Below are 22,413 nucleotides of genomic sequence, written 5' to 3' on the forward strand. Positions count from 1 at the left end.
ACCCTGAGGCTTATTTACCACGGGCTTCAATTACGGCCTGAGCAACGTTACTCGGCGCTTCATCATACTTCAGGAACTCCATGGTGTATGATGCACGACCTTTGGTCAGAGAACGCAGCTGAGTTGCATATCCGAACATTTCAGACAGCGGTACTTCAGCGTGGATCTTAACGCCAGTAACTTCAGATTCCTGACCTTTGAGCATACCACGACGACGGCTCAAGTCACCGATAACGTCACCGGTGTTCTCTTCCGGAGTCTCTACTTCAACCTTCATGATCGGCTCAAGCAGAACGGGTTTCGCTTTCTTAAAGCCTTCTTTAAAGGCGATAGACGCAGCCAGTTTAAACGCCAGTTCAGAGGAGTCAACGTCATGGTAAGAACCGAAGTGCAGACGAATACCCATGTCTACTACCGGGTAGCCTGCCAGCGGACCTGCTTTCAACTGTTCCTGGATACCTTTATCAACGGCCGGGATGTATTCGCCAGGGATTACACCACCTTTAATGTCGTTGATGAACTCGTAGCCTTTCGGGTTTGAACCCGGCTCCAGCGGGTACATGTCGATAACAACATGACCATACTGACCACGACCACCAGACTGTTTCGCGTGTTTACCTTCAACATCGGTAACTTTCTGGCGGATAGTTTCACGGTAAGCAACCTGCGGTTTACCGACGTTTGCTTCAACGTTGAATTCACGTTTCATACGGTCAACGATGATGTCGAGGTGCAGTTCGCCCATACCCGCGATGATGGTCTGGTTAGATTCTTCGTCAGTCCATACACGGAAAGACGGGTCTTCTTTAGCCAGACGGCCCAGAGCCAGACCCATTTTTTCCTGGTCAGCTTTGGTTTTCGGTTCAACTGCGATGGAGATTACCGGCTCAGGGAATTCCATACGTTCCAGAATGATCGGCGCATCCGGGTCACACAGGGTGTCACCAGTGGTTACGTCTTTCAGACCGATTGCAGCTGCGATGTCGCCCGCGCGAACTTCTTTGATCTCTTCACGTTTGTTAGCGTGCATCTGAACGATACGACCGAAACGCTCACGTGCAGCTTTCACGGAGTTCAGTACGGTATCACCAGAGTTAACCACACCGGAGTACACACGGAAGAAGGTCAGGTTACCCACAAACGGGTCGGTAGCGATTTTGAACGCCAGTGCAGAGAACGGCTCGTCATCACTTGCGTGACGCTCAGCCGGAGTGTCTTTACCGTCGTCCAGAATACCGTTGATCGCAGGTACGTCAACCGGGGATGGCAGGTAATCAATTACCGCATCCAGCATCGCCTGAACACCTTTGTTCTTGAACGCAGAACCACAGGTTACCAGGATGATTTCGTTGTTCAGAACGCGCTGACGCAGAGCACCTTTGATTTCTGCTTCAGTCAGTTCTTCACCACCCAGATATTTTTCCATCAGCTCTTCAGAAGCTTCAGCTGCGGATTCGATCAGATTCTGGTGCCATTCGTTAGCCAGTTCAACCATGTCTGCCGGGATATCTTCGTATTCGAAGGTTACGCCCTGGTCAGCGTCGTTCCAGTTGATAGCTTTCATTTTCACCAGGTCAACAACACCGGTGAAATGTTCTTCAGCACCAATTGCCAGCTGCAGCGGAACCGGGTTCGCGCCCAGACGGGTTTTGATCTGGTTAACAACTTTCAGGAAGTTCGCACCCATGCGGTCCATTTTGTTAACGAACGCAATGCGTGGAACTTTATATTTGTTAGCCTGACGCCATACGGTTTCAGACTGCGGCTGAACACCACCAACTGCGCAGTAAACCATTACCGCACCATCGAGAACACGCATGGAACGTTCTACTTCGATTGTGAAGTCAACGTGTCCCGGGGTGTCGATGATGTTGATGCGATGCGGCTCATACTGCTTAGCCATACCAGACCAGAATGCAGTAGTCGCAGCGGAAGTGATGGTAATACCACGTTCCTGCTCCTGCTCCATCCAGTCCATGGTTGCAGCGCCGTCATGAACTTCACCGATTTTATGGTTTACACCGGTGTAGAACAGAATACGTTCGGTAGTAGTGGTTTTACCGGCGTCGATGTGCGCACTGATACCGATGTTACGGTAGCGTGCGATGGGTGTTGTACGAGCCATTTGTTTCCTCGTTTATCTTTTAGGCGTTCAATTTAAGTAGCCCAAAGCGGGCTGCTTACTGGAAGCGCCCGCCTGGTGACTAAAACTCCGAAGGGATTACCAACGGTAGTGTGCGAACGCCTTGTTGGCTTCGGCCATACGGTGAACGTCTTCACGTTTCTTAACTGCAGTACCTTTGTTTTCTGCAGCATCAGAAAGTTCGTTCGCCAGGCGCAGAGCCATGGATTTATCACCGCGTTTACGAGCAGCTTCAACGATCCAACGCATTGCCAGAGCATTACGACGAACCGGACGGACTTCAACTGGTACCTGATAAGTAGAACCACCAACGCGGCGAGACTTAACTTCTACAGTCGGGCGCACGTTTTCGAGAGCTACTTCGAATGCTTCCAGTTCAGATTTACCAGAGCGCTGAGCCAGGGTCTCCAGCGCGCTGTATACGATAGATTCAGCAGTAGATTTTTTACCATCTACCATCAGGATATTTACAAATTTAGCCAGCAGTTCTGATCCGAACTTCGGATCCGGCAGAATTTTACGCTGACCAATGACGCGACGACGTGGCATGGAAATACTCCGTTGTTAATTCAGGATTGTCCAAAACTCTACGAGTTTAGTTTGACATTTAAGTTAAAACGTTTGGCCTTACTTAACGGAGAACCATTAAGCCTTAGGACGCTTCACGCCATACTTGGAACGAGCCTGCTTACGGTCTTTAACGCCGGAGCAGTCAAGCGCACCACGTACGGTGTGGTAACGAACACCCGGGAGGTCTTTAACACGACCGCCACGGATCAGGATCACGGAGTGCTCCTGCAGGTTGTGACCTTCACCACCGATGTAGGAAGTCACTTCGAAACCGTTAGTCAGACGAACACGGCACACTTTACGCAGCGCGGAGTTCGGTTTTTTAGGAGTGGTAGTATATACACGAGTACATACGCCACGTTTTTGCGGGCATGCTTCCAGCGCAGGCACGTTGCTTTTCGCAACTTTGCGAGCACGTGGTTTGCGTACCAGCTGGTTAACTGTTGCCATTAAATAGCTCCTGGTTTTAGCTTTTGCTTCGTAAACACGTAATAAAACGTCCTCACACAATATGAGGACGCCGAATTTTAGGGCGATGCCGAAAAGGTGTCAAGAAATATACAACGATCCCGCCATCACCAGGCCAACTGGCTGGTGTGCTTAACCGTAAGTCTGACGAAATCAGTATAGTCAATCGGGATGATGTCGTTCGAAATTTGACCAGCCAAACCGCGGGCAATAAGGTCTTCGTTAAGGGCATAGACCTTAATGGGGGCATTACGCAGGCTTTCAAGGAAACGGTTACCATCAACAGCGGCAGTGACACCATCCTGCAATAGCAGCAACTCATCTCCTTCACTGACAAGACGCAGTAGCGCAGGAAAATCCGTCAGCCAGGGTGAGCGATGTAATGTATGCAGCATAGGCGTCTCAAAATCTCAAAATGACATCATAATTGCCGAGTTCCTGACGAAGTACTTCCGGTTCGAGGGGAGTGACCTCCACCACGAATGAAGTTTGCATGGCTAACCCACGTTCACGCAAAGAAGCCGCACAAACCCAACACCGTTCAATGTCATACAGGCCCAGCAGTTTAAAGGTGGCGATATAATCACGTGCCAGCACAGTATCAGGCTTTTGTCCTGGCAGAAGCTGAAAAACGCCATCGGCGATAAAGAAGACCGCGAGTTCATCAGTTAAAGCGGAAGTGGCGAGTAAAGCATCTAATCCTTCCCGGCCTGAAGCTGTACCATGAGGCGCAGTAGAAAAAACAAACGCAATTCGTTTCATCAGAACTGTACCACCCTGTCACAGGTCAGCGAGGCTTCCGCCAGCGCACCAAGTCCGCTTAAGGTAAAGCCTGGCTGAAGGTTAGCTGATGTCAGACCTAATCTTCCTGCCTCAGTTTCATCGACAACACCACGGCGTAATGCTGCCGCCACGCAAATATTCAGCGCCACGTTGTGCTGTGTATTCAATTGTTGCCAGCCGCGCACGAGATCAAATTCATCACTCGCCGGTGAGGTCAACTGATTAGCGTTATAGACACCTTCCCGGTAGAAAAAAACGCTGCTTAGCTCATGGCCTTCTGCTATCAGCGCCTGTGCAAACTGAAAAGCACTACTCGCCTGCTGCGTACCGTATGCCGGCCCGGTCACCACGATAGCAAAACGCATTACTTATCTTGCCCCTGGAAGTCGCCGTTTTTGAACTGGCGAATATAGAGATAGACAGTATGTTTGGAAATGTTCAGGCGGTCAGCAACCTGATTGATTGCATCTTTGATATCGAAGATGCCTTTCTCATACAGATTTAGCACGATCTGACGATTTTTAGCGTTATTAGAAACATTGCGATCGGCGTTCACTTCTTCAATGGTGAACTCCAGCGTTTGCGTAACCAGATCTTCAACGGAAGAAGCAAAGTTGACGCTTGAACCAACGTCAGGAGTTTCAGGCGGCACAAAGGTGCTCATAATCTGCGAGAAAGGAACATCAAGATTCATATTGATGCATAACAGACCAATCACCCGTTGTTCGCGGTTACGAATGGCGATGGTCAGAGACTTCATTAATACGCCGCTTTTGGCGCGAGTAAAATAGCATTTAGAAACACTGCTATCCGCTCCCGTCATATCATGCAGCATACGTAGCGCCAGGTCGGTAATCGGTGAACCAATCTTCCGGCCTGTATGTTCGCCGTTAGCAATTCGAATGGCCGAACATTTTAAATCCTGCAAAGAGTGCAAAACGATTTCACAGTGGGAGCCAATGAGCATCGCTAACCCGTCCACTACCGCTTCGTAGGATTTCAGAATATCAAAATCGGTCTGGTCGAAAGGACGTTGGTCCAGTAAATCCAACTCACTGGTTTCGTTGGTTAAAAGCGACCTGGACATGAAAAAAAACACTCCTTTTCAGGAACCTGTCGTTAACTTTTCAGGGCAGGCTCATTAATGATGCGGGTAACTAAATTAATACAGCGGAGGTTCCGCTTTCCAGTACTAATTATATCCGGCCTGCAATAAAAAAACCGCCGCCTGGTCAGGCGGCGGTTCTCAATGCTTATTTTTTAGCTGCTTTCGCGTCTGCTTCTGCCGCTGCTTCTGGTTTCGCATCAGCCTTCGGCGCCGGCTTCACATCCAGCAGTTCTACATCGAACACCAGCGTAGAATTCGGTGGAATTCCCGGAACGCCCGCTTTGCCGTAAGCCAGCTCTGGTGGAATAACCAGCTTGATCTTGCCGCCTTTCTTGATGTTTTTCAGACCTTCAGTCCAGCCTGGGATCACACCGTCCAGACGGAAAGAGAGCGGTTCGCCACGGGTGTAAGAGTTATCAAACTCTTTACCGTCGATCAGCGTACCTTTGTAGTTTACGACTACAGTATCGCTGTCTTTCGGCGCTTCGCCAGAGCCTGCTTTCTCTACCTGGTAAACCAGGCCAGTAGAAGAGGTTTTCACACCTTTCTCTTTAGCAAATTTCTCGCGATATTCTTTACCTTTCGCTTCGTTATCAGCCGCGTCTTTTTCCATCTTCGCCTGAGCAGCAGACTTCACGCGTGCTTCAAATGCCTGCAAAGTCTGTTCGATCTCTTGATCGGAAAGCTTGCTCTTATCCGCAAACGCATCCTGAACACCAGCGATCAGCTGATCTTTATCCAGTTTGATGCCCAGCTTTTCTTGCTCTTTCAGAGAGTTTTCCATGTAACGACCCAGCGAAGCGCCCAGTGCGTAAGCTGATTTTTGATCGTCATTTTTGAACTCTGCTTTGCTGTCAGCAGTTGCAGCAGGTTTCGCAGCTTCAGCAGCAAAGGTGATTGGCGCATGCAGAGCAACGGCCATAGTGGTCGCCAGCAGCGTGACTTTAAACAGTGATTTCATCCATATCTCCAGGATCGGGGCATCTCACCCCTGGGTTAACTATTATCAGAAGGGTACTATAAAGCGTTGTCGAACAAATCTACATACGGACACGCTCTATTATCATCTATTTTCAGACTCTTTTTGTTTAAATTAGTTTCGATGCTGCAAAATGAATGCTGTCTCTGACAACAAAGTTAAGTAGAATCCGCGGCGATTATTCGACACAAGAGGTGAACCATGCAGGATTTATCTATGGAAGCACGCCTGGCAGAGCTGGAGAGTCGACTGGCTTTTCAGGAAATCACCATTGAAGAACTGAACGTCACGGTAACCGCTCATGAAATGGAGATGGCGAAACTGCGCGATCATCTGCGTCTGCTGACCGAGAAGTTAAAAGCCAGCCAGCCGTCAAACATCGCTTCGCAGGCTGAAGAAACGCCGCCGCCGCATTATTGAGGCGAAAAAAAAGCGGGACATACCCGCTTTTTTGATACCTTTACAGTATTAGTGGCAACCGCAACCGCCGTTACCCTTACCGCCACAGCAGCCTTCACCGCCGTGTTCATGGCCATGATCGTGACCGCCGCAGCAACCTTCATGATCGTGATGATGATCGTGAGCACCATGAACGTGACCATGAGCCAGTTCTTCTTCGGTCGCTTCGCGAATCGCCACAACTTCAACGTTGAATTTCAGATTCTGACCCGCCAGCATGTGGTTACCATCAACCACGACGTGATCATCTTCAACGGCGGTGATTTCAACCGGTACTGGCCCCTGGTCAGTTTCAGCCAGGAAGCGCATACCCACTTGCAGTTCGTCAACGCCCATAAAGACGTCTTTAGGAACACGCTGAACCAGGTTTTCGTCGTACTGACCGTAAGCGTCGTTCGCACCAACAGCGACATCAAATTTGTCGCCAACTTCATGACCTTCCAGCGCCGTTTCCAGGCCAGAGATCAGGGAACCGTGACCATGCAGGTAGTCCAGCGGCGCACTCACCGGAGACTCATCAACCAACACACCGTCTTCTGTACGTACCTGATAGGCCAGGCTGACCACCAGGTCTTTTGCTACTTTCATGATATCTCCTGAGCATGGGAAGAATAGTGGCGCAGATTGTATCGGAATTCTGCAGCCGTGTACTCACTAGCTTAAAAAAACTCGGCACATATCGCTAGTCCGGGTGAAAAATCCCGATAACTTGCTCATCTTTGCGAACGTGATCGCGAGCTTCTTTATCGACTTCCCGCATCTGGTATCCACACTTAACGCATTCAACAATATCAATATTATTTTCGCGCCACATCGCCATGGCGTCTTGCGCCTGACAGGCTGGACATTTCGCGCCAGCGATAAAACGTTTTCGGATTGCCATCGTTATCCTCTACTCAAATTCATCCCAGCCATCCAACTGGCGTCGTTCTTGTTGCATTTCACGCTGGAAAATCTCTTCCAGTTCGCGTCGGGCTTCCCTGGCGCGAGAAATTTGTACCGTATCGGTATGCATAGGAATTAGCTCTCGCAGCATCCTCATATCCAGGCGTCGAAAATGCAGTTGCGCCCGCTGTGCCTGATGCGGATGCATCCCCAAAGAAACCAGCGTCTTGCGCCCCAGCTCTAACGCACTGGAGAATGTCTCGCGGGAAAACTGCGTCACCCCTGCCTGTAATAACTCATGCGCCTCCACACGTCCGCGCGCTCGCGCAAGAATATGCAAATGTGGGAAATGTTGCTGGCAAACCTCCACCAGCTTCATGGTGTCTTCCGGTTCGTTACAGGTAATAACGATAGACTCTGCGGCCTCTGCGCCTGCGGAGCGTAAAAGGTCAACCTGCGTGGCATCACCGTAATAAACTTTGTAGCCATATTTGCGCATCAGGTTAACGGCGCTGATATCCCGTTCCAGCACGGTAATCCGCATTTTATTTGCCATCAGCAAACGACCAATGACCTGACCAAAACGTCCGAAGCCCACCACAATCACCTGCGGTTTATCATCGTTAACCCACGGTTTTTCATCCTCTTCTTCCGGGGCGTTGAACTGGCGGGATAGCCATTTATCCACCAACTTCATCAGCAACGGCGTGGTCATCATGGAAAGCGTTACCGTCACCAGCAACAGCGCCATCTGGTCGCCCTGGAATAAGCGTTGCGAAGAAGCGGTAGAAAAGAGCACAAAGGCAAACTCGCCGCCCTGACTCAACACGCCAGCAAATTGCATCCGCTCAGAACTGCGTACGCCATACAGTCGCGCCAACAGATACAGCACGAGAATTTTCACCGCCACCAGCACAACCACGCTTATCACTACCCACAACAGATGGATATAAAGTACGCCAGGGTTGAGCGACATGCCGACCGAGATAAAAAATAGCCCGAGCAGCAAGCCTTTAAACGGATCGATAGCCGTTTCCAGTTCATGGCGATATTCACTTTCCGCCAGCAGCACGCCCGCAATAAACGTACCGAGCGCCATCGACAGCCCCAGCACATCCATAAACAATGCGGACCCCAACACCAGCAGCAGCGTCGCGGCGGTGAACACTTCCCGCACGCCGGAAGCCGCAATAAAACGAAATACCGGACGTAACAAATAGCGCCCGCCAATCAGCATGCCGACAAACGCCAGCACCTTCATACCGACCTTCATCCAGTCGAAATGCTCATCTGCCGATCCCGCCAACAACGGCACTAATGCCAGTGCCGGGATCACCGCCAGATCCTGAAACAGCAAAACCGAAAAACCTAGCTGTCCAGATTCGCTGCGATTCATCCCTTTCTCACGCATCAGCTGCAACGCCATTGCGGTTGAAGACATCGCAAGGCCAATGCCCCCCACCGCCGCCGCCTGCCAGGAGAAATCCGTCAGTATCAATAATCCCGCCAGCAACGCCGCGCTTAACAGCACCTGTGCCGCGCCTACGCCAAAAATCGAACGCCGTAGTTGCCAAAGTTTGGAGGGATTCAACTCCAGACCGATGATAAACATCAGGAACACCACGCCGAGCTCCGAAAAGTGGAGGATCTCATCGACGTCGCTAATAAACCCAAGCCCCCACGGGCCAATCGCAATCCCTGCCAGCAAATATCCCAACACAGCGCCAATGCCCAGCCGCGATGCTAATGGCACCGCAACCACCGCCGCGAAGAGAAACAACACTCCCGCGAGTAAAAAATCGGAACCTTCCATCAGCGACCTCCCGCAGGGAGCGGATTTGCCAGCCAGTCACCGTAGGCTCTGGCATGACTCGCCAGCTCCTGTGCGCTTTGCCGTCTCGCCCGGTAAATAATGATGGGGCTTAACCAGTGCATCCGACACATGCCCGCCGTCAATTCAAAGGGCCGCAGGACATCGCTCATCGGATAACGATTTAACGCGTCATAGCGATAGGCACTTTCCGGCTCGCCGGTGGTGATCACACTGCGCCAGTACTTTCCCGTCAGTTGATTTCCTTCCGGCCCGCTGGCAAAACCACGGCTTAACACCCGATCCAGCCACTCTTTCAGTAACGCCGGGCAGCTGTAGGTATAAAGAGGATGCTGAAAAACAATCACCTCGTGTTCGCGCAGCAATGCCTGCTCACGGGGGATATCAATAAAAAAGTCGGGATAGTGCGCGTAAAGGTCGTGCACGGTAACATTGCTGAGCTGCGTAGCCGGTTTAAGCAGCACCCGGTTTGCCACCGAGTCCTGAGATTCCGGATGGGCATACAGCAGCAAAACTTTCGCTGGCTGAGACATCATCCCCCTCCCGGTATGGTTTTGTGTTTTGTGTCGCGTCGCTGTTTTGGGCTACCATTGCGCCCGGTGCGGCAGCTCGCCCATACACTACATTATCATAATGATAATTTAACATAGTCTGAACATACGGCGCCTTATGATTGTTTTCTCCTCGTTACAAATTCGTCGCGGCGTGCGCGTCCTGCTGGATAATGCCACCGCCACCATTAACCCTGGTCAGAAAGTCGGCCTGGTGGGTAAAAACGGCTGCGGTAAATCTACCCTGCTCGCATTGCTGAAAAATGAAATCAGCGCCGACGGCGGCAGCTACACCTTCCCTGGTAGCTGGCAACTGGCGTGGGTGAATCAGGAAACACCTGCACTACCCCAAGCAGCGCTGGAATATGTCATTGATGGCGACCGCGAATATCGCCAACTGGAAGCACAACTCCACGACGCCAACGAACGTAACGACGGGCACGCCATTGCCACCATTCACGGCAAGCTGGACGCTATCGACGCGTGGAGTATTCGTTCCCGCGCCGCCAGCCTGCTGCACGGCCTCGGTTTCAGCAATGAGCAACTGGAGCGTCCGGTGAGCGATTTCTCCGGTGGCTGGCGTATGCGCCTTAACCTCGCTCAGGCGCTGATTTGCCGTTCAGACTTACTGCTGCTCGACGAACCGACAAACCACCTCGATCTCGATGCCGTTATCTGGCTGGAAAAATGGCTGAAGAGCTATCAGGGTACATTGATCCTGATCTCCCACGACCGTGACTTTCTCGATCCGATCGTCGATAAAATCATTCATATCGAACAGCAAAATATGTTCGAGTACACCGGTAACTACAGCTCCTTTGAAGTACAGCGCGCTACCCGTCTGGCGCAACAACAGGCGATGTACGAAAGCCAGCAAGAGCGCGTGACACATCTGCAAAGTTACATCGATCGTTTCCGCGCCAAAGCCACTAAAGCAAAACAGGCCCAAAGCCGCATTAAGATGCTCGAGCGTATGGAGTTGATTGCTCCCGCGCACGTCGACAACCCGTTCCGCTTTAGCTTCCGCGCACCGGAAAGCCTGCCAAATCCGTTGTTGAAGATGGAAAAAGTCAGCGCAGGCTATGGCGATCGCATTATTCTCGATTCGATAAAACTGAATCTGGTACCGGGTTCGCGCATTGGTCTGTTAGGCCGCAACGGCGCAGGTAAATCAACATTAATCAAACTGTTAGCTGGAGAGCTGGCGCCAGTCAGCGGTGAAATTGGTCTGGCGAAAGGGATCAAACTCGGCTACTTCGCCCAGCATCAACTGGAGTATCTGCGCGCCGACGAATCACCTATTCAACATCTGGCACGTTTAGCGCCGCAAGAGCTGGAGCAAAAACTGCGTGATTACCTCGGCGGCTTTGGTTTCCAGGGCGATAAAGTAACGGAAGAAACGCGCCGCTTCTCCGGTGGGGAAAAAGCCCGCCTGGTACTGGCGCTGATCGTCTGGCAACGTCCGAATCTGTTGCTGCTCGACGAACCGACCAACCACCTCGACCTCGACATGCGCCAGGCACTCACCGAAGCGTTGATCGAATTTGAAGGCGCGCTGGTCGTCGTTTCGCACGACCGCCATTTGCTGCGTTCCACTACTGACGATCTCTATCTGGTTCACGATCGTAAAGTCGAACCGTTTGACGGCGATCTGGAAGATTATCAACAGTGGTTGAGCGACGTACAAAAACAGGAAACTCAAACCGACGAAGCGCCGAAAGAGAACGCCAACAGCGCCCAGGCGCGTAAAGATCAGAAGCGTCGGGAAGCAGAATTACGTGCGCAAACTCAGCCCCTGCGTAAAGAGATTGCTCGTCTGGAAAAAGAGATGGAGGCGCTAAACACGCAACTGATGCAGGCGGAAGAGAAACTTGCCGACAGCGAACTGTACGACCAGAGCCGTAAAGCAGAACTGACCGACTGCCTGCAACAACAAGCCCGCGCCAAATCCAGACTGGAAGAGTGTGAAATGGCGTGGCTGGAAGCCCAGGAACAACTTGAGCAGATGCTGCAGGAAGGCCAAAGCAACTGATGGCGCAGATAACGGCAACCGATCTCAACGACGCCAGCAGCAGTGCTGAGTTCACCCCCATGCGCGGTTTCAGTAATTGCCATCTGCAAACCATGCTGCCGCGTCTGTTTCGTCGTCAGGTGAAATTCACCCCGTACTGGCAGCGGCTGGAACTGCCCGACGGCGATTTTGTCGATCTCGCGTGGAGTGAAGATCCCGCACAGGCGCAATATAAACCGCGTCTGGTTGTGTTTCACGGGCTGGAAGGCAGCCTCAATAGCCCTTATGCGCATGGTCTGGTCGAGGCGGCGAAAAAGCGCGGCTGGCTGGGCGTGGTGATGCATTTTCGCGGCTGCAGCGGTGAACCAAACCGTATGCACCGCATTTACCATTCGGGAGAAACCGAAGACGCCAACTGGTTTTTACGCTGGCTGCAACGCGAGTTTGGTCATGCGCCAACGGCTGCCGTCGGCTATTCGCTCGGTGGTAATATGCTGGCCTGTTTGCTGGCTAAAGAAGGCAATGATCTCCCGATTGATGCGGCAGTGATTGTCTCCGCGCCGTTTATGCTGGAAGCCTGTAGTTATCATATGGAAAAGGGCTTTTCCCGCGTGTATCAGCGTTACTTGCTGAACCTGTTAAAAGCCAATGCTGCGCGCAAACTGGCGGCCTACCCCGGTACGCTACCGATTAATCTCGCGCAGTTAAAATCGGTACGTCGCATTCGTGAATTTGACGATCTGATCACCGCCAAAATTCACGGCTACGCTGACGCTATCGACTATTATCGTCAATGTAGCGCCATGCCGATGCTCAATCGGATAGCCAAACCGACGCTGATTATTCACGCCAAAGACGATCCGTTTATGGATCATCAGGTGATCCCGAAACCGGAAAATTTACCTCCTCAGGTGGAGTATCAACTGACTGAACATGGCGGTCACGTCGGCTTCATTGGCGGTACGTTATTCCACCCGAAAATGTGGCTCGAGTCACGCATTCCTGACTGGTTATCAACGTATCTGGAGGCGAAATCATGTTGATTCCCTGGCAAGACCTCTCCCCCGAAACGCTGGAAAATTTAATTGAAAGCTTTGTGTTACGTGAAGGCACCGATTATGGTGAACATGAGCGCACACTTGAACAGAAAGTCGCCGACGTCAAACGCCAGCTACAGTGCGGAGAAGCGGTGCTGGTGTGGTCGGAACTGCACGAAACGGTCAATATCATGCCGCGCAGTCAGTTTCGCGAATAACCTGCAACCGTCGGCGGACGAGATAATAATGATAGCTAAGTCATGGAGTTACTATGTCTGCCAAACATCCGGTCATTGCGGTAACAGGATCCAGCGGCGCGGGGACCACCACCACCAGCCTCGCGTTTCGCAAAATATTCGCGCAGTTAAATCTGCATGCAGCCGAAGTGGAAGGCGACAGTTTTCACCGCTATACCCGCCCGGAAATGGACATGGCGATCCGCAAAGCGCGCGATGCCGGGCGGCATATCAGTTACTTCGGCCCCGAGGCTAACGATTTCGGCCTGCTGGAACAGACCTTCATTGAATACGGTCAGAGCGGTAAAGGGAAATCTCGTAAATATCTGCACACCTACGATGAAGCGGTACCGTGGAATCAGGTGCCGGGGACATTCACTCCGTGGCAACCGCTGCCGGAACCCACTGATGTCCTGTTTTATGAAGGTTTACACGGCGGCGTAGTCACGCCACAGCATAACGTTGCGCAACATGTGGATTTACTGGTCGGCGTGGTGCCTATCGTTAACCTTGAGTGGATTCAAAAGCTCATTCGCGACACCAGCGAGCGCGGGCACTCACGAGAGGCGGTAATGGACTCAGTTGTGCGTTCAATGGAAGACTATATCAACTACATCACGCCGCAGTTTTCCCGCACCCATATTAACTTCCAGCGCGTTCCCACTGTCGACACCTCAAATCCGTTCGCGGCAAAAGGTATCCCGTCGCTGGATGAAAGCTTTGTGGTGATCCATTTCCGTAATCTGGAAGGTATTGATTTCCCCTGGCTGCTGGCGATGTTGCAGGGTTCATTCATTTCTCACATCAATACATTAGTAGTGCCAGGCGGCAAAATGGGTCTGGCAATGGAGTTAATTATGCTGCCGCTGGTACAACGCTTGATGGAAGGGAAGAAAATCGAGTAACTCACTTTTGAAGCCGGATAGAATATTATCCGGCTTCATACTTTAATCATGAAATCACGCGTCAACCACTTCATACGAATGGGTAATATTCACTGCTTTTTCCAGCATTAGCGCCACCGAGCAATACTTTTCGGCTGAGAGATCCACCGCACGCGCAACCGCTGCGTCTTTTAAGTCACGACCAGTGACAATAAAATGCAGATTAATGTGCGTAAACAGGCGTGGCGCCTCTTCGCGGCGTTCAGAGGTCAGTTTTACTTCACAATCGACCACATCCTGACGCGCTTTTTGCAGAATAGACACCACATCAATGGCACTACAACCACCTGCCGCCATCAACACCATTTCCATCGGACTGGGGGCTTTATCGCCAGAATTGCCGTCCATTAAAATCTGGTGACCAGAGGCGGATTCGCCCAGAAAAGTTAACCCTTCGACCCACTTCACACGCGCTTGCATAATTGGAACTCCATTGCATCAATTTTCCTGACAGAGTACGCGTACTGACCAAATCGCGCAACGGAAGGCGACCTGGGTCATGCTGAAGCGAGACACCAGGAGACACAAGGCGAAAGCTATGCTAAAACAGTCAGGATGCTACAGTAATACATTGATGTACTGCATGTATACAAAGGACGTCACATTACCGTGCAGTACAGTTGATAGCCCCTTCCCAGGTAGCGGGAAGCATATTTCGGCAATCCAGAGACAGCGGCGTTATCTGGCTCTGGAGAAAGCTTATAACAGAGGATAACCGCGCATGGTGCTTGGCAAACCGCAAACAGACCCGACTCTCGAATGGTTCTTGTCTCATTGCCACATTCATAAGTACCCATCCAAGAGCACGCTTATTCACCAGGGTGAAAAAGCGGAAACGCTGTACTACATCGTTAAAGGCTCTGTGGCAGTGCTGATCAAAGACGAAGAGGGTAAAGAAATGATCCTCTCCTATCTGAATCAGGGTGATTTTATTGGCGAACTGGGCCTGTTTGAAGAAGGCCAGGAGCGTAGCGCATGGGTACGTGCGAAAACAGCCTGTGAAGTGGCTGAAATTTCATACAAAAAATTTCGCCAACTGATTCAGGTAAACCCGGATATTCTGATGCGTCTCTCTGCACAGATGGCGCGTCGTCTGCAAGTCACTTCAGAGAAAGTGGGCAACCTGGCGTTCCTTGACGTTACAGGTCGCATCGCGCAGACGCTGCTGAATCTGGCCAAACAGCCTGATGCCATGACTCACCCGGACGGTATGCAAATCAAAATTACTCGCCAGGAAATCGGTCAGATTGTCGGCTGTTCCCGTGAAACCGTAGGGCGCATCCTGAAGATGCTGGAAGATCAAAATCTGATCTCCGCACACGGTAAAACCATCGTCGTTTACGGCACCCGTTAATCCCGTCGGAGTGGCGCGTTACTGAATAGCGCGCCATTTTGTTTAACCCGATGTGGCGCAGACTGATTTATCATCCCGATATCAACTATGCACTACGCCAAACGCTGGTGCTATGTTTGCCCGTGGCCGTTGGGTTAATGCTTGGTGAGTTAAGATTTGGTCTTCTCTTCTCCCTGGTTCCTGCCTGCTGTAACATCGCGGGGCTTGATACTCCCCACAAACGTTTTTTCAAACGCTTAATCATTGGCGCGTCTCTGTTTGCTACCTGTAGTTTGCTGACGCAACTCTTACTGACAAAAGATGTTCCCCTACCCTTTCTACTGACCGGGTTAACCCTGATGCTTGGCGTCACTGCCGAACTGGGGCCTTTACACGCTAAATTACTCCCCGCATCGCTGCTGGCTGCCATTTTTACCTTAAGTCTGGCAGGATACATGCCAGTCTGGGAACCGTTGCTTATCTACGCATTAGGCACGCTCTGGTACGGGCTGTTCAACTGGTTTTGGTTCTGGCTCTGGCGCGAACAACCGCTACGCGAGTCACTTAGCTTGCTGTACCGTGAACTGGCAGATTATTGCGAAGCCAAATATAGCCTGCTTACCCAGCATACCGATCCTGAAAAAGCATTGCCGCCGCTGCTGGTGCGCCAGCAAAAAGCCGTTGATTTAATTACCCAGTGCTATCAGCAAATGCATATGCTTTCCGCGCAAAATAATACCGATTACAAGCGGATGCTGCGTATTTTCCAGGAAGCGCTGGACTTACAGGAGCATATTTCGGTCAGTTTGCATCAACCTGAAGAGGTGCAAAAGCTGGTCGAGCGTAGCCATGCTGAAGAGGTTATCCGCTGGAATGCGCAAACCGTCGCCACTCGTCTGCGCGTACTGGCTGATGACATTCTTTACCATCGCCTGCCAACACGTTTTACGATGGAAAAGCAAATTGGCGCACTGGAGAAAATTGCCCGCCAGCACCCGGATAACCCCGTAGGGCAGTTCTGTTACTGGCATTTCAGTCGCATTGCCCGCGTGTTGCGTACGCAAAGGCCGCTTTATGCTCGCGACCTGTTGGCCGATAAACAACGCCGGATGCCTTTACTCCCGGCGTTGAAAAGCTATCTCTCATTGAAGTCTCCGGCGTTGCGTAATGCCGGACGACTGAGCGTGATGTTAAGCGTTGCCAGCTTGATGGGAACTGCTTTGCATTTACCGAAATCGTACTGGATCCTGATGACCGTGTTGCTGGTAACGCAAAATGGCTATGGTGCGACTCGCTTGCGGATTGTGAATCGTTCCGTCGGAACTGTCGTTGGGTTAATCATTGCAGGCGTGGCGCTGCACTTCAAAATACCGGAAGGCTACACCCTGACGCTGATGCTACTCACCACGCTCGCCAGCTATCTGATATTGCGCAAAAACTACGGCTGGGCGACGGTCGGTTTTACCATTACCGCCGTGTATACCCTGCAATTGCTGTGGCTGAACGGCGAGCAGTACATCATTCCTCGTCTTATCGATACCATTATTGGTTGTTTGATTGCTTTCGGTGGCACGGTCTGGCTGTGGCCGCAATGGCAGAGCGGCTTATTGCGGAAAAACGCCCATGATGCTTTAGAAACCTATCAGGAAGCGATTCGTCTGATTCTGAGTAAAGATCCACAACCTACACCACTGGCCTGGCAGCGAATGCGGGTGAATCAAGCGCATAACACCCTCTATAACTCATTAAATCAGGCGATGCAGGAACCCGCATTTAACAGCCATTACCTGGCCGATATGAAACTGTGGGTAACGCACAGTCAGTTTATTGTTGAGCATATTAATGCCATGACTACACTGGCGCGGGAACATCGGACATTACCGCCGGAGCTGGCACAAGAATATTTGCAGTCTTGTGAAATTGCCATTCAGCGTTGTCAACAGCGGCTGGAGTATGACGAACCGGGAAGTTCTGGCGATACCAATATTATGGATGCGCCGGAGATGCAGCCGCACGAAGGTGCGGCAGGTACGCTGGAACAGCATTTACAGCGGGTTATTGGTCATCTGAACACCATGCACACCATTTCGTCGATGGCGTGGCGACAGCGACCGCATCACGGGATTTGGTTGAACCGCAAGTTGCGGGATTCGAAGGCGTAATCAATTCATTGCCTGGAGCAAACCGTAGGTCGGATAAGGCGTTCACGCCGCATCCGACACCTTTTGTCTGATGCGACGCAAGCTGCGTCTTATCAGGCCTGGGTCCGTTTTACGCCCCAACCACCTTCGCCATGGCGCGGGCAAAACGTTGCATCCCTTCGTCGATATCAGCGTCTTCCACCACCAGCGACGGTGCAAAGCGCATTACATCGGGGCCGGCATTCAACACCATGACGCCAGCCTCAGCGCCCGCATACAGGAAATCACGCGCCCGACCTTTGTACTGTGGTTTCAGCTCAGCGCCAATCAACAACCCCATACCGCGAATATCGCTAAACACATCGTACTGCTGATCTATCTTCTGCAAATGGTCAACAAAACGCTGGCGTTTCGCGTGAATACCTTCCAGCACCTCCGGCGTATTGATGATATCAAAGGCCGCGCCCGCCACCGCACAGGCCAGCGGATTACCGCCGTAGGTTGAACCGTGAGAACCCGGATGAAACGCAGAAGCAATTTCTGCCGTAGTCAGCATGGCGCTAATCGGGAAGCCGCCGCCTAAGGCTTTCGCAGAGGTCAAAATATCCGGCGTCACGCCATAGTGCATATAGGCAAACAGATCGCCGGTCCGCCCCATCCCGCACTGCACTTCATCAAACACCAATAATGCCTGATGCTGATCGCACAACTCGCGCAAGCCTTGCAAGAATTCTGGCGTCGCTGCCGTCACGCCGCCCTCTCCCTGAATCGGCTCAACAACGACCGCGCAGGTATGATCATCCATCACGGCTTTTACTGCGTGGAGATCGTTAAAGGGAACGTGGATGATGTCTGCCGGTTTTGGCCCAAAGCCGTCGGAATATTTGGGCTGCCCGCCCACCGAGACGGTAAACAGCGAACGACCATGAAAAGCGTTGTGGAAGGCAATAATTTTGGTTTTGAACGGGCTATGGCGCACACAGGCGTAATGGCGTGCCAGTTTAAAGGCTGTTTCGTTAGCTTCCGTGCCGGAGTTCATAAACACTACGCGTTCGGCAAACGTTGCCTCAATCAGTTTACGCCCAAGACGCAGCGCCGGTTCATTGGTGAAAACGTTACTGATATGCCATAGCGTTTCCCCCTGGGTTTTTAACGCTTCCACCAGCGCCGGATGGCAATGGCCTAACGCCGTCACCGCAATCCCCCCCGCGAAATCGATGTACTCCTTGCCCTGCTGATCCCAAATTCGGCTGCCCTGACCTTTTACTGGAATAAACTCCGCCGGTGCATAAATCGGCAGGATCACTTCATCGAAAGTCGCACGTGTAATTGCTGTTTGTTCAGTTGCCATCTCATGATCACCCTGTTACGCATAAACCAATGTGAAATTATAATCACAAAATATGCATAAAAAATCACCCGATAGCAACCACAAATCAGCGATGCAGAAAATTAGCCAGCAGTTGATGCCCTTGTTCGCTGAGAATACTTTCTGGATGGAACTGTACGCCTTCCAGATCCCACTGGCGATGGCGAATTCCCATAATCTCACGGGTTTCGCTCCAGGCAGTCACTTCAAAACACGCGGGTAATGAGTCGGGTTCCACCACCAGCGAATGGTAGCGTGTCACGGTGAGTGGATTTGCCAGCCCCTTAAATACGCCCTCACCGTTATGCGTAATCGGTGAAGTTTTGCCGTGCATGACCTTTGCGGCGCGCACAACTTTGCCGCCAAATGCCTGCGCCATTGCCTGATGACCGAGGCAGACACCAAGAATCGGCAAACGTCCGGCATAGTGGCGAATAACGTCAAGGGAGATCCCGGCTTCATCGGGCGTACAGGGGCCAGGCGAGATGACAATTTTCTGCGGTTTAAGGGCGTCGATATCTGCCAGCGTCAATGCATCGTTACGCTTAACCAGCACATCAGCTCCCAGTTCGCAAAAATACTGGTAGAGGTTCCAGGTGAAAGAATCGTAGTTATCAATAAGCAGGATCATGGCAGCTCCGGTACGAAAGAACCGCGCTATTTTACTCAGATTCCCCGGCTTCGCTTACCACTTTGCTAAATATCGTCTGCAATGCGGTGAGATCACCCATGGCCCCGCTCTGATTCGCCTGATTCCAGGCCTCTTTTTCGATACCCAGCCAGCTCAGTTGATATCCGGCATGAATCGCCAGTTGTTCGAAGAAGATGCGCTGCGCCAGACCGCTTCCAACACGAAATGGATGCAGCACGTTGATTTCACAATAATAATGCGCCAGTCGCTCAACGAACATCTCTTTCTCAAGACCAGTCAGATACCCTTCTGCCTCCAGAGCCTGCATCAGGCCGTTCCCCTCTTTTTCGATATAAGCAAAGTGGCAAAACGGTGTATCTCCCTGATAAATATCGACTTCACGCAGTTGGCCCGCCCAGTCGAAAATATCCTGATACAACTGGCGGTGAATAACACATAAGTGCGGTAAACCACGCACCAGCGGACCAAGTTCGATAGTCGCCGCACGCAGTGCCGTCATTTCGTAAGCGGCCTGCTCCAGTTGCTGCTGCTGGCGGATATCCAGTCGGTTACGCATGATGTCGAGGCCAGGATAGAGATACGGGTCGCGCCCTTCGCCGAATTTATCGCTCATAGTGCCTCCTCAGCTCTTCAAGGCGCGCCAAAGCCTCTGCGGCAGTAAGAGTGACTAATGGCATCTCAACGCCTTCAAGACGACGGCTGGCCTGGAAATTACGATTACGCTGAAGCTCCCAGAGACGGGACTTTTGCTTATCGGTGAGTTTCTTCACTTGATGCCTCCCTGAACGTGTCCGTTTGCCACAAGTATAAGCGGCAAATCCGGGTTACGCCGGGAGAGCAAATGCGCGGACAATATTGCCCGCGCGAGAAATGATTACGGCAGGACTTTAGCGGAAAGGATAACTACCGGTTTTGACGGCACATTCCGGTACGGGCCAACGTCATGAGTCGGGACCTGGGAAATCTTATCGGCAACGTCCATACCCTTCACCACTTTACCAAAGACGGCGTAACCGAAATCACGCTGACCGTGGTCGAGGAAGGCATTGTCGGCAACGTTGATAAAGAACTGGCTGGTCGCGCTGTCTTTATCGGCAGTACGCGCCATAGCGATGGTGCCGCGAGTGTTGCGCAAGCCGTTATCGGCTTCATTTTTGATCGGTGGATTCGGTTTTTTCTGCTGCATCTGCTCAGTGAATCCACCGCCCTGAATCATAAAACCAGGGATCACCCGGTGAAAGGTCGTATTGTTATAAAAACCGCTGTTCACATAATCGACAAAGTTTTGCACTGACACCGGTGCTTTCTGGCTATCCAGCTCCAGTTCGATGTTACCAGCAGAGGTTGTCAACAATACGTGCGGATCCCCTTTCGCGGCCATCGCTGCAGGAGAGAGAGCAGAAAGAGCGAAAACAGCGGCCATAGCTGCCAGGGTCGATTTGAACATGAAAATTCCTTTACAGAGCAGAAAAAAGCAAGTGAAGAGATTCTAAATAGCCTTCAATGACAAGGCCATCCCTTTACCTAATTTTACGTACCTGAAATATATGTAACCTGACGATCACTTTTCAATACGTGATCAAAATCACGCAGGCAATGTAATTTAGCAACCGATTGCAATAAAACATTTAATCAGATCACAAAATCACCTAAAATCGCCCGCTCGCGGCATAGCCGCTATGCCATTATCTTTCTGAACACAGGCCAATCATGACTAACAGCAATCGCATCAAGCTCACATGGATTAGCTTTCTTTCCTACGCACTGACCGGTGCGCTGGTTATTGTCACCGGGATGGTGATGGGAAATATCGCCGATTATTTCAATCTGCCCGTTTCCAGCATGAGTAACACCTTCACCTTCCTCAATGCCGGCATTTTAATCTCTATCTTCCTCAACGCCTGGCTGATGGAAATCGTCCCGCTGAAAACGCAGTTACGTTTTGGTTTTCTCCTGATGGTGCTGGCGGTTGCTGGATTGATGTTTAGCCACAGTCTGGCGCTGTTCTCAGCGGCGATGTTCATCCTTGGGGTGGTTAGCGGTATCACTATGTCTATCGGCACGTTCCTCATAACACAAATGTATGAAGGGCGTCAGCGCGGTTCTCGTCTACTGTTTACCGACTCTTTCTTCAGTATGGCTGGGATGATTTTTCCGATGATCGCCGCGTTCCTGCTGGCGCGTAGCATTGAGTGGTACTGGGTTTATGCCTGCATCGGGCTGGTGTATGTCGCTATTTTTATTCTGACCTTCGGCTGTGAGTTCCCGGCATTGGGTAAACATGCGCCAAAAACTGACGCGCCGGTAGCGAAAGAAAAATGGGGGATCGGCGTACTGTTTCTCTCTATTGCCGCACTGTGCTACATCCTCGGTCAGTTAGGCTTTATCTCCTGGGTGCCGGAATATGCTAAAGGTCTGGGAATGAGCCTGAACGATGCGGGTACGCTGGTGAGCAATTTCTGGATGTCGTACATGGTCGGCATGTGGGCCTTCAGCTTTATCCTGCGTTTCTTTGACCTGCAGCGTATTCTGACCGTTCTGGCAGGTCTGGCTGCGATTCTGATGTATGTATTTAATACCGGAACGCCTGCGCACATGGCGTGGTCCATTCTCGCGCTGGGCTTCTTCTCCAGCGCGATCTATACCACCATCATTACTCTCGGTTCCCAGCAGACTAAAGTACCGTCGCCAAAACTGGTTAACTTTATCCTGACTTGCGGCACCATCGGCACCATGCTGACCTTTGTGGTTACCGGTCCGATTGTCGAGCATAGCGGCCCACAGGCGGCGCTGCTTACCGCAAATGGTCTGTATGCTGTGGTATTCGTGATGTGCTTCCTGTTAGGTTTTGTCAGCCGTCACCGTCAGCATAGTTCTTTAACCTCTCATTAATAGCCAATGCCGGGCGCCGCT

The 22,413-nt window shown here is 51.5% G+C and carries 26 protein-coding genes; 8 read left to right on the top strand and 18 right to left on the bottom strand.

Going from position 1 to position 22,413, the window contains the following annotated elements; genetic code table 11:
* Window positions 1–10: 10 nt before the first annotated feature.
* From fusA to fkpA, 8 genes are all read right to left on the bottom strand, one after another.
* Complete coding sequence (fusA, locus tag PS053_RS12095; RefSeq protein ID WP_000124700.1) at window positions 11–2,125, bottom strand: elongation factor G; 2,115 nt, start codon at window positions 2,123–2,125, stop codon at window positions 11–13.
* A gap of 96 nt (window positions 2,126–2,221) precedes the next feature.
* Window positions 2,222–2,692: a 30S ribosomal protein S7 gene (rpsG, locus tag PS053_RS12100; RefSeq protein WP_001138043.1), complete on the bottom strand. Its 471-nt coding sequence runs from the start codon at window positions 2,690–2,692 to the stop codon at window positions 2,222–2,224.
* A gap of 96 nt (window positions 2,693–2,788) precedes the next feature.
* Complete coding sequence (rpsL, locus tag PS053_RS12105; RefSeq protein WP_000246815.1) at window positions 2,789–3,163, bottom strand: 30S ribosomal protein S12; 375 nt, start codon at window positions 3,161–3,163, stop codon at window positions 2,789–2,791.
* 125 nt (window positions 3,164–3,288) lie between these two features.
* Window positions 3,289–3,576 (bottom strand): sulfurtransferase complex subunit TusB, encoded by a 288-nt coding sequence (tusB, locus tag PS053_RS12110; protein ID WP_059215279.1) that lies wholly within the window; start codon window positions 3,574–3,576, stop codon window positions 3,289–3,291.
* A gap of 7 nt (window positions 3,577–3,583) precedes the next feature.
* Window positions 3,584–3,943 (bottom strand): sulfurtransferase complex subunit TusC, encoded by a 360-nt coding sequence (tusC, locus tag PS053_RS12115; RefSeq protein WP_000820729.1) that lies wholly within the window; start codon window positions 3,941–3,943, stop codon window positions 3,584–3,586.
* Window positions 3,943–4,329, bottom strand: a complete 387-nt coding sequence (gene tusD, locus PS053_RS12120) for a sulfurtransferase complex subunit TusD (RefSeq protein ID WP_001209701.1) — start codon at window positions 4,327–4,329, stop codon at window positions 3,943–3,945. Before tusD ends, tusC begins: the two co-directional genes overlap by 1 nt.
* Window positions 4,329–5,051, bottom strand: coding sequence for a helix-turn-helix transcriptional regulator (locus tag PS053_RS12125; protein WP_002460819.1), 723 nt, complete (start codon window positions 5,049–5,051; stop codon window positions 4,329–4,331). The genes tusD and PS053_RS12125 overlap by 1 nt, the downstream gene beginning before the upstream one ends.
* A 166-nt stretch (window positions 5,052–5,217) precedes the next feature.
* Window positions 5,218–6,033 carry an FKBP-type peptidyl-prolyl cis-trans isomerase gene (fkpA, locus tag PS053_RS12130; protein WP_000838248.1) on the bottom strand — a complete coding sequence of 272 codons (816 nt, stop codon included), beginning with the start codon at window positions 6,031–6,033 and terminating at the stop codon, window positions 5,218–5,220.
* Between the two features lie 219 nt (window positions 6,034–6,252).
* On the opposite strand from fkpA, the gene PS053_RS12135 reads away from it, so the two are divergent.
* Window positions 6,253–6,471, top strand: a complete 219-nt coding sequence (locus PS053_RS12135; protein ID WP_001153620.1) for a protein SlyX — start codon at window positions 6,253–6,255, stop codon at window positions 6,469–6,471.
* Between the two features lie 48 nt (window positions 6,472–6,519).
* Here PS053_RS12135 and slyD read toward each other — a convergent pair whose 3' ends face one another.
* The 4 genes from slyD to kefG all read right to left on the bottom strand — a co-directional run bounded on the left by slyD (window position 6,520) and on the right by kefG (window position 9,759).
* Window positions 6,520–7,098 (bottom strand): peptidylprolyl isomerase, encoded by a 579-nt coding sequence (gene slyD / locus PS053_RS12140; RefSeq protein WP_256879171.1) that lies wholly within the window; start codon window positions 7,096–7,098, stop codon window positions 6,520–6,522.
* A 94-nt stretch (window positions 7,099–7,192) separates the two neighbouring features.
* On the bottom strand, window positions 7,193–7,393 hold the full coding sequence (locus PS053_RS12145; RefSeq protein ID WP_059215278.1) for a YheV family putative zinc ribbon protein: 201 nt from the start codon (window positions 7,391–7,393) through the stop codon (window positions 7,193–7,195).
* Between the two features lie 9 nt (window positions 7,394–7,402).
* Window positions 7,403–9,208 carry a glutathione-regulated potassium-efflux system protein KefB gene (kefB, locus tag PS053_RS12150; protein ID WP_256879172.1) on the bottom strand — a complete coding sequence of 602 codons (1,806 nt, stop codon included), beginning with the start codon at window positions 9,206–9,208 and terminating at the stop codon, window positions 7,403–7,405.
* On the bottom strand, window positions 9,208–9,759 hold the full coding sequence (kefG, locus tag PS053_RS12155) for a glutathione-regulated potassium-efflux system ancillary protein KefG (RefSeq protein ID WP_024164694.1): 552 nt from the start codon (window positions 9,757–9,759) through the stop codon (window positions 9,208–9,210). Before kefG ends, kefB begins: the two co-directional genes overlap by 1 nt.
* 136 nt (window positions 9,760–9,895) lie before the next feature.
* On the opposite strand from kefG, the gene PS053_RS12160 reads away from it, so the two are divergent.
* The 4 genes from PS053_RS12160 to PS053_RS12175 are packed head-to-tail and all read left to right on the top strand — an operon-like array spanning window position 9,896 to window position 13,966.
* Complete coding sequence (locus PS053_RS12160) at window positions 9,896–11,809, top strand: ABC transporter ATP-binding protein (RefSeq protein WP_256879173.1); 1,914 nt, start codon at window positions 9,896–9,898, stop codon at window positions 11,807–11,809.
* Window positions 11,809–12,831 (top strand): hydrolase, encoded by a 1,023-nt coding sequence (locus PS053_RS12165; RefSeq protein WP_044709567.1) that lies wholly within the window; start codon window positions 11,809–11,811, stop codon window positions 12,829–12,831. Before PS053_RS12160 ends, PS053_RS12165 begins: the two co-directional genes overlap by 1 nt.
* The gene (locus PS053_RS12170) at window positions 12,825–13,043 is read left to right on the top strand and encodes a YheU family protein (protein ID WP_000907085.1); all 219 of its coding nucleotides are present in this window, start codon (window positions 12,825–12,827) and stop codon (window positions 13,041–13,043) included. Before PS053_RS12165 ends, PS053_RS12170 begins: the two co-directional genes overlap by 7 nt.
* Window positions 13,044–13,096: 53 nt before the next feature.
* Window positions 13,097–13,966: a phosphoribulokinase gene (locus PS053_RS12175; protein WP_001274674.1), complete on the top strand. Its 870-nt coding sequence runs from the start codon at window positions 13,097–13,099 to the stop codon at window positions 13,964–13,966.
* Window positions 13,967–14,020: 54 nt separating this feature from the next.
* Here the strand turns inward: PS053_RS12175 and PS053_RS12180 are convergent, their stop codons facing one another.
* The gene (locus PS053_RS12180; protein WP_001148906.1) at window positions 14,021–14,425 is read right to left on the bottom strand and encodes an OsmC family protein; all 405 of its coding nucleotides are present in this window, start codon (window positions 14,423–14,425) and stop codon (window positions 14,021–14,023) included.
* A gap of 301 nt (window positions 14,426–14,726) precedes the next feature.
* Between PS053_RS12180 and crp the strand changes: the two genes are divergently transcribed.
* Both crp and PS053_RS12190 read left to right on the top strand, forming a co-directional pair.
* Window positions 14,727–15,359, top strand: coding sequence for a cAMP-activated global transcriptional regulator CRP (gene crp, locus PS053_RS12185; protein WP_000242755.1), 633 nt, complete (start codon window positions 14,727–14,729; stop codon window positions 15,357–15,359).
* Window positions 15,360–15,409: 50 nt separating this feature from the next.
* Window positions 15,410–17,500 carry a YccS/YhfK family putative transporter gene (locus PS053_RS12190; RefSeq protein ID WP_000269301.1) on the top strand — a complete coding sequence of 697 codons (2,091 nt, stop codon included), beginning with the start codon at window positions 15,410–15,412 and terminating at the stop codon, window positions 17,498–17,500.
* Window positions 17,501–17,609: 109 nt separating this feature from the next.
* Here PS053_RS12190 and argD read toward each other — a convergent pair whose 3' ends face one another.
* The 5 genes from argD to ppiA all read right to left on the bottom strand — a co-directional run bounded on the left by argD (window position 17,610) and on the right by ppiA (window position 20,947).
* Window positions 17,610–18,830, bottom strand: a complete 1,221-nt coding sequence (gene argD / locus PS053_RS12195) for a bifunctional acetylornithine/succinyldiaminopimelate transaminase (protein WP_000190010.1) — start codon at window positions 18,828–18,830, stop codon at window positions 17,610–17,612.
* Window positions 18,831–18,915: 85 nt separating this feature from the next.
* Window positions 18,916–19,479 (bottom strand): aminodeoxychorismate synthase component 2, encoded by a 564-nt coding sequence (gene pabA / locus PS053_RS12200; protein WP_000601842.1) that lies wholly within the window; start codon window positions 19,477–19,479, stop codon window positions 18,916–18,918.
* 31 nt (window positions 19,480–19,510) lie between these two features.
* Window positions 19,511–20,113 carry a putative adenosine monophosphate-protein transferase Fic gene (locus PS053_RS12205; protein WP_001280617.1) on the bottom strand — a complete coding sequence of 201 codons (603 nt, stop codon included), beginning with the start codon at window positions 20,111–20,113 and terminating at the stop codon, window positions 19,511–19,513.
* Entirely contained in the window at window positions 20,103–20,270 is a 168-nt protein-coding gene (locus PS053_RS12210; protein ID WP_000736860.1) for a YhfG family protein, read from the bottom strand. Before PS053_RS12210 ends, PS053_RS12205 begins: the two co-directional genes overlap by 11 nt.
* Before the next feature lie 104 nt (window positions 20,271–20,374).
* Window positions 20,375–20,947, bottom strand: coding sequence for a peptidylprolyl isomerase A (gene ppiA / locus PS053_RS12215; RefSeq protein WP_000477229.1), 573 nt, complete (start codon window positions 20,945–20,947; stop codon window positions 20,375–20,377).
* Window positions 20,948–21,210: 263 nt separating this feature from the next.
* On the opposite strand from ppiA, the gene tsgA reads away from it, so the two are divergent.
* A complete protein-coding gene (gene tsgA / locus PS053_RS12220; protein ID WP_000185223.1) occupies window positions 21,211–22,392 on the top strand; it encodes an MFS transporter TsgA in 1,182 nt (393 codons plus the stop codon).
* Window positions 22,393–22,413 lie beyond the last annotated feature (21 nt).

The sequence above is a fragment of the Escherichia albertii genome, assembly GCF_028622335.1.
GTDB lineage: Bacteria > Pseudomonadota > Gammaproteobacteria > Enterobacterales > Enterobacteriaceae > Escherichia > Escherichia albertii.